The sequence below is a fragment of the Longimonas sp. genome, assembly GCF_046498435.1.
Taxonomy (GTDB): domain Bacteria; phylum Bacteroidota; class Rhodothermia; order Rhodothermales; family Salinibacteraceae; genus Longimonas.
The window spans coordinates 1-14,525 of record NZ_JAWOAR010000057.1 but is presented as its reverse complement, the minus strand read 5'-3'; the positions used below and the strand labels follow the sequence as shown (position 1 = coordinate 14,525).

At 58.0% G+C, this 14,525-nt stretch carries 9 protein-coding genes and 1 tRNA gene; all 10 read right to left on the bottom strand.

The window, feature by feature from the left end; genetic code table 11:
- Positions 1-701 precede the first annotated feature (701 nt).
- Positions 702-5,006: a DNA-directed RNA polymerase subunit beta' gene (gene rpoC / locus R6U20_RS02270; RefSeq protein WP_410336248.1), complete on the bottom strand. Its 4,305-nt coding sequence runs from the start codon at positions 5,004-5,006 to the stop codon at positions 702-704.
- 136 nt (positions 5,007-5,142) lie between these two features.
- Entirely contained in the window at positions 5,143-9,006 is a 3,864-nt protein-coding gene (rpoB, locus tag R6U20_RS02265) for a DNA-directed RNA polymerase subunit beta (protein WP_410336247.1), read from the bottom strand.
- 632 nt (positions 9,007-9,638) lie between these two features.
- Positions 9,639-10,019 (bottom strand): 50S ribosomal protein L7/L12, encoded by a 381-nt coding sequence (gene rplL / locus R6U20_RS02260; RefSeq protein ID WP_410336246.1) that lies wholly within the window; start codon positions 10,017-10,019, stop codon positions 9,639-9,641.
- Between the two features lie 205 nt (positions 10,020-10,224).
- Positions 10,225-10,764, bottom strand: coding sequence for a 50S ribosomal protein L10 (gene rplJ, locus R6U20_RS02255; RefSeq protein ID WP_410336245.1), 540 nt, complete (start codon positions 10,762-10,764; stop codon positions 10,225-10,227).
- A gap of 51 nt (positions 10,765-10,815) precedes the next feature.
- Positions 10,816-11,526: a 50S ribosomal protein L1 gene (rplA, locus tag R6U20_RS02250; RefSeq protein ID WP_410336244.1), complete on the bottom strand. Its 711-nt coding sequence runs from the start codon at positions 11,524-11,526 to the stop codon at positions 10,816-10,818.
- Positions 11,527-11,647: 121 nt separating this feature from the next.
- On the bottom strand, positions 11,648-12,085 hold the full coding sequence (gene rplK, locus R6U20_RS02245; RefSeq protein ID WP_410336243.1) for a 50S ribosomal protein L11: 438 nt from the start codon (positions 12,083-12,085) through the stop codon (positions 11,648-11,650).
- A gap of 193 nt (positions 12,086-12,278) precedes the next feature.
- Positions 12,279-12,836: a transcription termination/antitermination protein NusG gene (gene nusG / locus R6U20_RS02240; RefSeq protein ID WP_410336242.1), complete on the bottom strand. Its 558-nt coding sequence runs from the start codon at positions 12,834-12,836 to the stop codon at positions 12,279-12,281.
- Between the two features lie 123 nt (positions 12,837-12,959).
- On the bottom strand, positions 12,960-13,139 hold the full coding sequence (gene secE, locus R6U20_RS02235; protein WP_410336241.1) for a preprotein translocase subunit SecE: 180 nt from the start codon (positions 13,137-13,139) through the stop codon (positions 12,960-12,962).
- A gap of 65 nt (positions 13,140-13,204) precedes the next feature.
- A tRNA-Trp gene (locus R6U20_RS02230) sits at positions 13,205-13,278 on the bottom strand.
- A 53-nt stretch (positions 13,279-13,331) separates the two neighbouring features.
- Entirely contained in the window at positions 13,332-14,522 is a 1,191-nt protein-coding gene (gene tuf, locus R6U20_RS02225; RefSeq protein WP_410336249.1) for an elongation factor Tu, read from the bottom strand.
- Positions 14,523-14,525 lie beyond the last annotated feature (3 nt).

Sequence of the window (14,525 nt, the reverse complement as noted above, 5' to 3'; positions counted from 1 at the left end):
GTGCTGTGTCACAGGTTAATGTTTGGGTTGGAACGTGCCCCGTTTACATGATGTCATCTTGAGCGCAGCGGCTCCGCCAAGGAGACGCGGAGTCGAAAGATCTCCTCCGAAATGGGCAGGGCCGTTCAATCGCCTAGAGCGCCGCTGAGCACCGAGGAGATGGTTCGGCGTGCTCCGGGCTGGGCCCGTCGCGTGCTCACCATGACAGGCTTTGTTGGGGGGATGATTGCAGAGCAACCCTCAAAATGAGGGTTGACACAGCACTAGGCATACCCTTAGAACGGGTTGTGCTATAGGTTCAGAAGTCGCACAGCCCCCCAACGCCCGTCATCCAGATCCTGAATCGAGTTCAGGACAGGCAAGGCGCCCCTGGCGCCGCTGATCCGGAGCCGAGCGAAGCGAGGGCCGAAGGTCATGCCTGTGGTACGCACGAAGTAATCCATTCGCCGTTTGAGGGCGAACGCACTCTGCTAACGCATCTCTCCATTGGGGCATGGATCCCAGATCGTCGCTCCGCTCCGTCTGGGATGACGGTGTGAGGGCATAAACAAGCATTTCTGTATGTTCAACAGCGATCAGATGTATAGCACAACGCATCCTTAGATACGAACGTCTCCGGGCGCGGTCGTACGGAGAAACAAAAAAAGCGCCCTGCCGCCACAGAGGCTGCAGGGCGCAGTTTAGGTGTGGGAGGCAGTTGGTTACTGCTTCACCGACGACTCCAGCTCTTCTTTCGAGGGCGCGCCATCGCCCGCGGCTCCGTTGCCGCCAATGGCTGCCTGAAGCTCTTCGAGCTCCGACTTCGAGCCGACCACGATGTCGCGGTACTCGTGCTGGCCAGTTCCGGCCGGAATGGGATGCCCCACCACGACGTTTTCTTTCAGGCCGTGCAGCGGATCCTCTTCGGCACGGATGGCCGAGTTGGTGAGCACCTTGGTCGTCTCCTGGAACGACGCTGCCGAGATGAACGAGTCGGTGGCCAGTGCCGCCTTGGTGATGCCAAGGAGCACCGGACGTCCAACTGCCGGGCGCGCTTCGCGCACCTGAATCTCGGGCTCGTCGTTGCGCTTGAGCTGCGAGTTCAGTTCGCGCAGACGGCGGCGGCTTACGACTTCGCCGATCTTGACGCCATCGGCGCTGCTCGGATCCGTCACGACAAACTTGTCGTGCAGGTCGTCGTTGACACGCGCCATCTTGTGGCGATCGACCACATCTTCTTCGAGGAAGTGGGTATCGCCCGTTTCCACGATGCTGACGCGCTTCATCATCTGGCGTACGACGACCTCAATGTGCTTGTCGTCGATCTCGACGCCCTGCAGGCGGTAGACCTCCTGAATCTCGTTCAGCAGGTACTCTTGCACCGCACGGGGCCCCTTGATTTTGAGGATGTCGTGCGGGGCAACGGTGCCGTCGCAGAGCTGATCGCCCGCCTGTACGAAGTCGTTTTCATGCACCAGCATGTGCTTCGAAAGCGAGACCATGTAAGTCTTCGTCATATCGTCGTCGCGGCTGGAGACGATGACCTCCTGCTTGCCGCGCTTACGATCGCCGAAGCTGACGATGCCGTCGATCTCGCTTACGGCAGCCGGGTCCGAAGGCGTGCGCGCCTCGAACAGCTCGGTTACACGCGGCAGCCCCCCCGTAATGTCGCTCTGCTTTACGGTTTGACGCGGAATCTTAGCCAGCACCTCTCCAGCCTGGATCGTCTCGCCTTCATCCACCTGGATGCGCGCTTGCGTGGGCATGTTGTATTCGCGTTCGTCGTCTTCATCCACGCGAACATGCACAGATGGCGTCAACGTGCGCTTGCGGCTTTCGGTGATGACCTTCTCTTTGTGGCCGGTTTGCTCGTCGGTTTCTTCGCGATAGGTAGTGCCCTCGATCATGTCTTCATAGAGCACCTCGCCATCGACCTCCGAGAGGATGACGCTGTTGTAGGGATCCCACGACGCCAGCACATCGCCTTTGTCAACGGTATCGCCCTCTTCGACCAGCAGTTCGGCGCCGTATGGCACCACCTGGCTGTTCAGTTCGCGCCCTTCCTCGTCGAGCACCGCGATTTCGCCCTGGCGGGTAAGCACAATTTCTTTGGGCCCTTCGCCCTTGTCGAACGTTACCGTACGCAGGTTGTGGAAGGCGAGCGTACCCGCTGACTTCGTCTGCATCGTGCTTTCGGATGCCACTGCGCTGGCGGCCCCCCCAATGTGGAAGGTGCGAAGCGTAAGCTGCGTGCCAGGCTCGCCAATCGACTGCGCCGCTACGACGCCCACCGATTCGCCCACCTCAACCATACGGTTCGTGCCCAGGTTGCGTCCGTAGCACAGCGTACATACACCGCGCTCCGACTCGCACGTTAGCACCGACCGAATTTCGATTTCCTCAATCGAGGTTTCGGCAAGGTGCTGCGCAGCCTCTTCGTCAATGAGTTCGTTGGCTCCCACAATGAGTTCGTCGGTCTGTGGGTCGTACACATCGTGCACCGTAACACGGCCCAGAATGCGCTTGCTAAGCGGCACAACGACTTCCTCATTGTCGGTCAGTGCCGAGATTGTAATGCCGCGCAGCGTGCCACAGTCGTGCTCGTTGATTGTGACATCTTGCGAGACATCGACCAGGCGACGTGTCAGATAGCCGGCATCGGCGGTCTTCAGCGCCGTATCAGCCAGTCCCTTACGCGCGCCGTGCGTACTGATGAAGTACTCCAGCACCGACAGGCCCTCCTTAAAGTTGGAGAGAATTGGGTTCTCGATAATCTCGCCGCCGCCTTCGCCAACATTCTTCTGCGGCTTCGCCATCAGGCCACGCATTCCGCCAAGCTGACGAATCTGTTCTTTCGAGCCACGTGCACCAGAATCGGCCATCATGTAGATGGCGTTGAAGCCTTCTCGGTGCTTCTTCAGCGTTTCGAAGAGCACCTCCGACACCTGATTGTTGGTCTGCGTCCAGATGTCAATGACCTGGTTGTAGCGCTCGTTGTCGGTCGTGAAGCCCATCTCGTAGTTTGCCTGGATCTTATCGACCTCGGCATTGGCTTCTTCGACGAGTTCTTCCTTCTTGTCGGGGACCACAATGTCGGCCAGCGAGAATGTAATGCCGGACGTGGTAGAGCGTCCGTATCCCATGCGCTTCATCGCATCCAGGAACCCGGCGGTTTCTTTGAATCCAACCGTTTTCAGGATGCGTGCAATGATCGGGCGCATGTTTTTCTTGGTGAGCACCTCGTTCACAAACGGGACGCCTTCGGGCACAATCTCGTTGAAGAGCGTGCGGCCAACCGTCGTTTCGAGAATGGTGCTCGGGTCGTCGGGGTCGCGCAACTCGATCTTAGCGTGCGTGGCTACAATGCCCTGATCGTAGGCCTGGCGCACTTCATCAACCGAGGCAAAGCGACGGCCTTCGCCCTTCTCGCCGTTTTTGGCCTTCGTCATGTAGTAGAGGCCCAGGATCATGTCCTGCGTGGGCACCGTGAGCGGCGATCCGTTGGCCGGGCTCAAGATGTTGTGGCTCGACAGCATCAAGATCATGCTTTCGAGGCACGCCTCGTGCGAAAGCGGCACGTGCACAGCCATCTGGTCGCCGTCAAAGTCGGCGTTGTACGCAGTACAGACCAGCGGGTGCAGCTGGATGGCCTTGCCCTCGGTAAGCACCGGCTGGAAGGCCTGGATGCCAAGGCGGTGCAGCGTGGGAGCACGGTTCAGCAGCACCGGACGCCCCTGAATCACCTTCTCCAGGATGTCCCATACCGCGGCGGTGCGTTTCTCGACATACTTCTTGGCGCTCTTGACCGTCTTCACAATGCCCCGCTCAATAAGGCGGCGAATGATGAATGGCTTGAAGAGCTCCACGGCCATCTCTTTCGGGATGCCGCACTGATGCAGTTCCAGGTCGGGGCCAATCACAATCACGGAACGGCCCGAGTAGTCAACGCGCTTGCCAAGCAGGTTCTGACGGAAGCGCCCCTGCTTGCCTTTCAGCATGTCGCTGAGGCTTTTCAGCGGGCGATTCGAGGAGCCGCGCACCGAGTTGGATTTACGGCTGTTGTCGAAGAGTGAATCGACGGCCTCTTGCAGCATGCGCTTCTCATTCCGCAAGATAACCTCGGGCGCCTTGATGTCGATAAGGCGCTTCAGGCGGTTGTTGCGGATGATTACGCGCCGGTACAGATCGTTCAAGTCCGACGTGGCAAAGCGTCCGCCATCGAGGGGCACCAGCGGGCGCAGTTCCGGCGGAATGACCGGAATGACGCGCATCACCATCCACTCGGGACGGTTTTCGGTGCGCTTGTTGGCGTCGATAAAGCCTTGCACCACGTTTAGGCGCTTCAGCGCTTTGGCTTTGCGCTGCTGGCTGGTTTCGGTTTTCACCTGATAGCGCAGTTCCTGGGCCAGCTTATCCAGCTCCAGACGCTTAAGCATGGTTTCGACCGCCTCGCCGCCGATCATCGCGATGAACTTCTCGGGGTCGTCGTCGGGCAGACGGTTGTTGTCTTCCCGAATCTGATAGAGGATGTTGAAGTACTCCTCTTCCGTAAGCAGCTGATTCTGCTCTACCCCCAGCCGCTTCGCCGTACCGGGCTGGATGACGATGTATTGCTCGTAATAGGTGACCTTCTCCAGGTCCTTTGACTTGAGACCCAGCAAGTGGCCGATCTTGTTGGGCAGGGTCTTGAAGTACCAGATGTGCACGACGGGCACGCTGAGCTTGATGTGGCCCATGCGCTCGCGGCGCACTGCTTTGCGGGTCACCTCCACGCCACAGCGGTCGCAGATAATGCCCTTGTAGCGGATGCGCTTGTACTTGCCGCAGTGGCACTCATAATCTTTGACCGGGCCAAAGATCTTCTCGCAGAAGAGCCCGCCCATTTCCGGTTTGAACGACCGGTAGTTGATGGTTTCCGGTTTCAAGACCTCGCCGTACGAGCGCTCCAGAATGTCTTCTGGAGACGACAGGTTGATCGAGATCTTATCGAAGTCCTTTTCGATGTCTGTTGAGTTTCCGTAAGGCATGTAGCAGTATGCTATTTGAGAGTGGCAGAGAGCGGCCCGTGCAACCGCTCGGCACGGAATGCCTGGGCACCCGCGCCCCCGGTGCAGCCCCGTGAGCGCTCAGGTGCGTATGCTGTTGAAACGTGTAGCCGAGCCCTTAGTCGAGATTGACCTCCAGCCCCAGGCCCTGAAGCTCGCGGACCAGCACGTTGAAGCTTTCCGGTACGCTGGGAGACGGCATGTTTTTGCCTTTCACGATCGACTCGTAGGCACGCGAGCGACCCTGCACATCGTCCGACTTGTACGTCAGCATTTCTTGCAGCGTGTGCGAGGCGCCGTAGGCGTAGAGCGCCCACACCTCCATCTCGCCCAAGCGCTGGCCGCCAAACTGTGCTTTCCCGCCCAGCGGCTGTTGTGTAATCAGGCTGTATGGCCCAATGGAGCGCGCGTGCATCTTGTCATCGATCAGGTGGCTCAGCTTCATCATGTAGATCTGGCCAACGGTTGTCTTCTCGTCGAAGGGTTCGCCCGTTTGGCCGTCAATGAGCTGTGCTTTGCCATCGCGGGGGAGGCCCGCTTCTTCGAGCTTGCCGGCGATGTCATCCATCGTGGCTCCGTCGAAGATCGGTGTGGCAAACTTCTTGCCGAGCTTGTCGCCCGCCCAGCCAAGCAGCGTCTCGTAAATCTGGCCGAGGTTCATCCGCGACGGTACGCCCAGCGGATTCAGCACAATATCGACCGGCGTGCCGTCTTCCAGATGCGGCATGTCTTCTACCGGTACCACTTTGGCAATGACGCCCTTGTTGCCGTGGCGCCCGGCCATCTTATCGCCAACCGAGATCTTGCGCTTGCGTGCCACGTAGACTTTCGCCATCTGCACAATGCCGGCGGGCAGCTCGTCGCCCATCTCGACCTGGTGCTTCTCGCGCTTCTCTTTACCGTCGATCTCACGGCGGCGCACCTTGTAGTTACGCAGGAGCGTAGCCACCTTCTTGTTGAGGTCGTCGTCAGTGGTAAACTGCGCCTTCGTGCTCAGGTCTTGCGGCTCTGCGCTATCGAGGGCTGTGCGCGTAAGCTCGGCGCCTTCGGGCAGAATATCGTTGCCATCGCGGTCTTTGATACCGCCCGAAGTTTCGCCTCCGACCAGGTTGAAGAACTTGTCCCAGAACCGCTTGTCAAGGTCGGCGACCTCGCGCATGTGCGTCTCCTCGATGGCTTCGAGGCGCTTCTCCTCCATCTTCTTGGATGCAGGGTCAAGCTGACGGCGGCTGAACAGCTTCGTATCAATTACGACGCCGTCCATACCCGGCTTGGCCTTCAGCGAGGCGTCTTTCACATCGCCCGCCTTATCGCCAAAGATGGCGCGCAGCAGTTTCTCTTCGGGCGTAGGGTCGGTTTCACCCTTCGGCGTAATCTTGCCGACAATGATGTCGCCGGGATTGACCTCGGCCCCAACGCGAATGATGCCGCGTTCGTCGAGATCTTTCGTGGCTTCCTCCGAGACGTTCGGAATCTCGCGTGTCAGTTCCTCTTCGCCGCGCTTCGTGTCGCGCACTTCGTGCTCAAACTCCTCGATATGCACCGAGGTGTACACGTCGTCGGCCACGAGGCGCTCGCTGATGACAATGGCATCCTCAAAGTTGTAGCCATGCCACGGCATAAACGCACAGAGCACGTTCTTCCCGAGGGCCAACTCGCCTTTTTCTGTGGCGAAGCCTTCGGTCATCACGGTGCCTTCTTCTACCTTGTCGCCGACCTGCACAATCGGTTTCTGATTCATGCAGGTGTCCTGGTTGGTGCGGCGGAACTTCACGAGCTTGTACTCGCGCACCGGATCTCCAAAGGTAAGATCGTCTTTGGCAGCGTCTTCTTCGTAGCGGACAACGATGCGCTCGGCATCCACATACTCAACTTCGCCTTTGCCTTCGGCCACAATGACTGCACGCGAGTCTTTCGCAGCACGGCCTTCAAGACCAGTGCCTACGATAGGCGAGTCGCTACGCAGCAGAGGCACACCCTGGCGCTGCATGTTTGAGCCCATGAGCGCGCGGTTGGCGTCATCGTGCGAAAGGAACGGCACAAGACTGGCCGATGGCGACACAATCTGGTTCGGGGCTACGTCCATGTATTCCACCTCTTCGGGCGGTACGATGGGGAAATCACCCTGATGCCGACACGTGACTTGGTCGGTCTGGAAGTTGCCGTCTTCGTCGATCGGCGCGTTGGCCTGCGCAATGACGTGACGATCTTCCTGGTCAGCCGCCAGATACTCGACTTCTTCTGTTACAATGCCGTCTTTCACCACCCGGTACGGCGTTTCGATGAAGCCGAACTCGTTAATGACGCCGTGCACACAAAGCGATGAAATCAGCCCGATGTTCGGCCCCTCGGGGGTTTCAATGGGGCAGAGGCGCCCGTAGTGGGTGTAATGCACATCGCGCACCTCGAACCCGGCCCGTTCGCGTGTCAGCCCACCCGGACCCAGTGCGGAGAGGCGGCGCTTGTTTGTGAGTTCGGCCAGCGGATTCGTCTGATCCATGAACTGGCTGAGCTGGTTCGTCCCAAAGAACGTGTTAATCACGCTCGAAATGGTCCGCGCATTCACCAGGTCTTGCGGGGTAAACTTGTCGGCATCCCGCAGATTCATGCGCTCCTTGATGGTGCGCGACATGCGTGCCAGGCCCAGCGAGAACTGGGAGCCCAACTGCTCGCCCACCGTTTTCACACGACGGTTGCTGAGGTGGTCAATGTCGTCGGGCGTGACCTGCCCATTTTTCAGCTTGATGAGCTCTTGCACAATGCCGACCACATCGTCGCGCGTGAGGACCGTGGTATCCGGGTCCACGTCGATCTGCAAGCGGCTGTTGATGCGGTGGCGGCCCACATCGCCGAGGTCGTAGCGCTTATCCGAGAAGAAGAGCCGCTCCAGGGCGTTTCGGGCGGATTCGAGATCGGGCGCTTCCGAACCGCGCAGTTGGCGGTAGATTTCGCGGAGAGCTTCCTCTTCGTTGTGCGTCGCATCTTTCTTGAGCGTTTCCACGAGCGTGCTCATGTCGAGCTCGTCTTCCTCGCGGTCTTCGCGCACAAGATACATGCGCTCGATGTCATACTCGCTGATCGTCTCCCAGTCTTCTTCCTCCAGCACATGTTCGGCAGGCAGGATGACCTCGCGCTCGATCTCTTCCTCGACCACTTCGCCGGTGTCTTCATCGACGATTTCAACCTTGCGCTCCACGATGACCGACGTTGCAAGCTCGCGGTCTACATACTCGTTGAACGCCTCTTGACTATCGACTTCGACCGTATCAGCCAGGTCGAACAGGTTGATGATCTCATCGTCCGACGAGATGCCGAGCGCACGAAGCAGCGTGGTAACGGGTACTTTCTTTTTCCGATCGATGTAGGCCCACAGCACGTTTCGGATGTCAGTCGCAAACTCCATCCAGGAGCCTCGGAACGGAATGACGCGAGCAGAGAATAGCTGTGTGCCGTTCGAGTGGGTATCGGTTCCGAAAAACAGCCCCGGACTCCGGTGAAGCTGGGCGACAATAACGCGTTCGGCCCCGTTCACAATAAACGTACCACGAGCAGTCATAAACGGAAGCGTACCAAGGTACACTTCTTGTTCAATGGCTTCGATGGCTTCATCGTCGCCGTCTTCTTCTTTGCTGGAGAGGCGCAGTGTGGCCTTCAAGGGCACCGAATACGTGAGCCCCTGCGCAATGCATTCCTCAATGGTATGCTTCGGCGCATCGAGCCCGTAGTTTACAAACTCAAGCGTGTAGCGCTCACGGCTGTCTTGAATGGGGAAGTGCTCGTTGAACACCTCTTGCAGCCCTTCGTCGTCCTCTCGATCTTCGGGGGGAACGTCGTCTTGTACAAAGTCATGGAACGACTTGAGCTGGATATCCAGAAAGTCGGGATAATCCCAAACCGTTGGGATTCGAGCAAAGGATTCGCGGTCGGGCGGGTCTTCCAGGTGACCGTTTGTAACGATGTCACCGCTGAGCAGCGTGGGCATAGGCGGAATAACTCCTTAAACAGTTGGGAAATACGCGCAAGCGTGCGTTCCTGTGTGTCAGGCGCAACGGAAGATGCGGGCACAAGCCGTAGTCGATCCTAACGATGAGGAATGACGCACGCGTTGATGGTGCAGCAGAAATGAGAATGCTCTCATCCGCACAGGGAAGGCGGTTAGGGCGGATGGGAGCACGGTGGTAATAGCGACAGATGCTTCAATACCAGGGGGCGTTCGTTCGCAGGAGGCCCTACCGAACGACGTGCTGAGCGTCGCTATGTGGGCGAGGGTTCGCGAATCACAGCAAAGGTGAATACAGTCACCCTATGCAGTTGTTTCAGCACATCGGCATTTTGCCAAAACGCCCCATTCTACTGGCATAGCCTCTCTGTACCGTTCTGTCCAAAGGACGAATGTAAGGGGTCGCAGAGGATGTCTTCATATGTATCGATGGCTGTATCGCTATGATTATGGAAAGCCTCGTGCCTAAGCACCGGAGAAATACATACCGAAGCATCGCGCACGAAGCATCACGCAACAGCAAGGGCCGATCTCTACGATGAGAGGTCGGCCCTTGACACGCGTTGAGCGTACTCTACAGAGAACAAACCAGGCTCTCCATAGGCTGCTGTGTGCTACTTAAGTTCGACCTCGCCGCCGGCTTCTTCGAGTTGCGCTTTGAGTTCGTCGGCGTCCTCGCGCGACACCGCTTCCTTGACGGGGCTGGGCGCTTCATCGACGACTGCCTTCGCCTCTTTGAGTCCAAGACCAGTGATGGAACGGACTTCCTTAATCACGGCAATCTTGTTACCGCTTACGCCCGTCAGCACCACGTCAAACTCGGTCTTCTCTTCGGCGCCATCGCCATCGCCGCCCGCTGCACCCGGGGCCGCTACAGCTACACCTGCCGAAGCCGGCTTGATGTCGTATTCTTCTTCGAGGTAGTTTGCAAGCTCGCTGGCTTCTTGAATAGTAAGTCCAACGAGTTGCTCTGCAATTTCTTTGATGTCTGCCATAGGTCAGTATTTAGGTTCCTGCAAGCGGTCTGTGCACCCGGTCAGGAGGGCACTGCGCTGCATATTAAGGGAGAGTACGAAAAAGGGCGGATGACGCTCGGGGGAGGCGAAGCTTTTTGCATGAACGCATACGACTCCTGGCTCCCAAAAACGTCTCGCGCGTTGACAGGCTCGCTATGAGCCTGAATGTTATGCGACGCACACGTTATTCGTCGTCGCCATCGGCAATGCTCTGAATGGCTCCAGCCAGCGTACTGGCAGGACCGGTAAGAGCACCGGAAATATTCTGTGCGGGCGCCAAGAGCAGCCCCACGATGTCTCCGATAAGCTCCTCGCGCGATTTCAGCTTGGCAAGGGCATCGAGCGCATCGGGGCCGTCGTACAGGTCGCCTTCAATGTAGGCGACTTTCAGTTCAGGACGCTCGCTCTCGTTGTCTTTCAGAAAGTCCTGAATGACGCGAGCGGGCTTGGCCGGGTCGTCGCTAAACGCAACAGCGGTGGGGCCACTAAAGTGCTCCGAAAGCACCTCAATGTCGGTATTATCGATGCGGTCAATCGCCAGTTGGGCCAGCGTGTTTTTACACACCGTGTACTCAACATCAGCATCCCGGAAACGAGCGCGAAGCTCGTTGGTCTCGGCCACCGTTAAGCCCGAAAAGTTTGTCAGGTAGATGATCGAGGAGGATTCAAACTGTTCGCTGAGACCGTCAATGATCTCAGCCTTTTTGGCTCGCGTTAGAGGCATATCAGCAAAGGGTCCAAAAGGAGGGAAACAGGAAGGGCGCGCAGGCAGCAGTTAGCGTGTTTCGGTGAGCACCATGCTGCGTTCCACCGGAACAGGCGGGCCCATCGTAGCCGAGAGGGTGATCGAGCGCAGGTACAGCCCTTTCGCCGAGACGGGGCGCAGACGCACAACTTCCTTCAAGAAGGCTCGGGCATTGTCGGCGAGTTCTTCAGCCGAAAAGGAGGCTTTCCCAACCGCCGTGTGCAGATTGCCATGCTTGTCGACCCGAAACTCGATCTTGCCCGACTTCACTTCTTGCACGGTTTCCGCTACATCCATCGTAACGGTTCCGCTCTTCGGATTCGGCATCAAGCCACGAGGGCCCAAAATGCGCCCCAGGCGTCCAACTTGTGCCATGACGTCGGGGGTCGCAATGACCACGTCGAAGTCGAGCCAGTTGTCATTCTGAATACGCTCTACGTATTTCTCAAGTCCCACGTAGTCGGCTCCCGCCTCTTCCGCTTCGGCCTGCTTGCTCTCGTTGGCAAGCACAAGCACAACGGTTTCCTTACCAGTGCCGTGCGGGAGCACAACCGCGCCGCGCACCATCTGGTCGGCATGGCGTGGATCAACACCCAGACGTACGTCCAGGTCAATAGATTCGTCGAAGCTGGCTGTAGCCGTCTTTTTGGCAAGAGCAGCTGCATCTTCAAGCGTGGAGGGGCCGGACGCCTCTTCAATGAGGGCTTCCGCGTCGATGTATCGTTTTCCTCGTTTTGCCATAGGTTGGTAGGTTGTGCGGTACAACCGCCTGCTCATAGCAGACTCCCGCGCGGTTCATAGAAATCAGTATCGGAAAGGTGCGCTGCGTATTTAATTCCGCAGCACATTCTTTCGGGGCGTGCTATCCTTCGGGCTTATCACTCACTTTGATGCCCATGGAACGTGCTGTTCCCGCAATCATGTGAGCGCCCTGCTCAATGGTGTGCGCATTCAGGTCTTCCATCTTGCGCTCGGCAATGTCGCGGCAGTCATCCCACGACACTGTAGCCACCTTCTGGCGGAGCGGGTCGCCTGCACCGCTTTCAATACCTGCAACTTGCTTCAGCAACACGGAAGCAGGCGGGCTCTTGACGATGAAGTCGAAGGAGCGATCTGCGTATACCGTAATTACCACCGGCAGCAACAGGCCCATCTGATCCTGCGTTTCGGCGTTGAACTTTTTACAGAACTCCATGATGTTCACGCCGTGCTGACCCAGCGCTGGGCCAATGGGCGGGGCCGGATTCGCCTGTCCGGCTTTAATTTGGAGCTTGATCTGGGTATTTACTTGTTTTGCCATAGGTTGGTACGCGGTTCAAACGCCCAAGTGGGCTCCCACGCTCTTGTTTGTGAGGGTAATACTTAAGCAGTGTAACCAAGCGGTTTGCATGGAAAAAGGCCCGGTCCACCGTGTTCAGTGGGGGCCTTCGTGTCATCCGCAAGGCAGCCTCTATGTGTATTGGAGACTGCCATCAGAAAGATGCAGGGGCAAGCTACTCCTCGTGCTCAACCTGCAAGTAATCAAGTTCAACTGGCGTTTTACGTCCGAAGATGGAAACCATAACACGCACCTTCATTTTCTCTGGATACACCTCTTCAACGAATCCATTGAAGCTATCGAAGGGGCCATCAACCACCTTGACGGGATCGCCGACCTTGAACGGAATTTCAGGCTGTTCGCCCATTGCATCGGCACGGTCCATGCGGCCCAAGATGCGCTGCACTTCGTCTGGCCGGAGCGGCGTGGGGTCATCTCCTGTGCCCGATGTAAGAAACCCAATGACCGACGGCAGCCCCGACACGGTGTGCTGAAGCTGATCGTTCATTGTGGCATGGAGCAAGATGTAACCCGGGAAGAAGGTTTTCTCTTTGGTCTTCTTCTTCCCACCACGCATCTCAAAAACCGTCTCTGTAGGGATAAGGATCTCATCAACGAGATCTTCCATATCCAGACGCTCTAACTCACTCTCCAGGAAACGGCGCACTTTCTTCTCATGCCCGGAGAATGTCCGAAGCACAAACCATTTCTTGATGCCGTTTCCGCTTGACATGGGAGTGGGTAATCGTGATGGGCGAGAGCAAAAAGGTGGGGCAATTCGCATCTATAGCATGCTGATACACAGGCATGAGCGTGTTAGCGCTCTACGCCTCGCATTAGCGTATGACCGGTCAGCTTAGTAGAGGAAACCCATAATGGTGCTCACAATCTGATCAGCCACAAAGATGAACCCAGAGATCAGCACGGTCCCCAAAAGAGTGATGAGCGTGCTACTGATGAGTTCGTCGCGACTTGGCCAACTCACCTTCTTCATTTCGGCTACGACCTCTTGAATGTAGTTGCGGAGCCACGTCATAGCATACAGGGTCTTGGAAGCGTACTGCGTCGCAGCACACTTGGTGAGGTAAAACGCATTGCTTGCACGGGCGGCAGGACTTGAACCCGCAACCGGCGGTTTTGGAGACCGCTGCTCTGCCAAATTGAGCTACGCCCGTGTGTCGGGCGCGCCAATCGACGCGCCCCGCACTGTAACTTTTAATAGGTCTTCTTAGTCGAGGATATCGGTGACGACGCCAGCGCCGACGGTGTGTCCGCCTTCGCGGATCGCAAAGCGCAGGCCTTCCTCCAACGCAACCGGCTGGATCAACTCCACCGTAAACGTCGCGTTGTCGCCCGGCATCACCATCTCAACGCCTTCCTCCAACTCAATGTCTCCCGTCACGTCCGTCGTACGGAAGTAAAACTGCGGGCGGTATCCCGGGAAGAACGGCGTGTGGCGCCCGCCCTCGTCTTTCGACAGCACGTACACCTCGCACTCAAACTCCTTGTGCGGCGTCACCGATCCCGGCTCGGCCACCACCATCCCGCGCGAGACCTCTTCCTTCTTGGTCCCTCGCAACAGCAGCCCCGCGTTGTCTCCGGCTTCTCCCGAGTCGAGCGTCTTGTTGAACATCTCAATTCCGGTGATCGTCGAGGTCAGCTTCTCCTCCTCAATCCCGACAATGTCCACATCGTCGCCCGTCTCAATCCGACCGCGCTCAATCCGGCCTGTCACCACTGTGCCTCGGCCCGTGATCGAGAAAATATCCTCGACCGGCATCAAAAACGGCTTGTCAATGTCGCGCTCCGGCGTCGGTATGTACTCGTCGACCGCATCCATCAGCTCCATGATCTTCGCTTCCGCGTCCGCATCCGACTCCAGCGCCTTCAGCGCCGAGCCGCGGATCACCGGGATTTCGTCCCCCGGAAACTCATAGCTCTCCAGCAGGTCGCGCACCTCCATGTCCACCAACTCCAGCAGCTCCTCGTCGTCAACGAGGTCCACCTTGTTCATGAACACAACCAAAAACGGCACGCCCACCTGCCGCGCCAGCAGAATGTGCTCGCGCGTCTGCGGCATTGGGCCGTCGGTAGCGGCCACCACCAAAATGGCGCCGTCCATCTGCGCCGCGCCGGTCACCATGTTCTTCACGTAGTCAGCGTGGCCGGGGCAGTCCACATGGGCGTAGTGGCGCGCCTCCGTCTCGTACTCAACGTGGCTCGTCGCAATCGTAATCCCGCGCTCGCGCTCTTCCGGCGCGTTGTCGATCGAGTCGAACGTCCGCTCGGCTGCGCCGCCCACCTGCTCGGCCAGCACCTTCGTGATCGCTGCCGTCAGCGTCGTCTTCCCGTGATCGACGTGCCCGATCGTCCCAATGTTTACGTGCGGCTTCTTCCGCTCAAATGCCTCCTTCGCCATAAC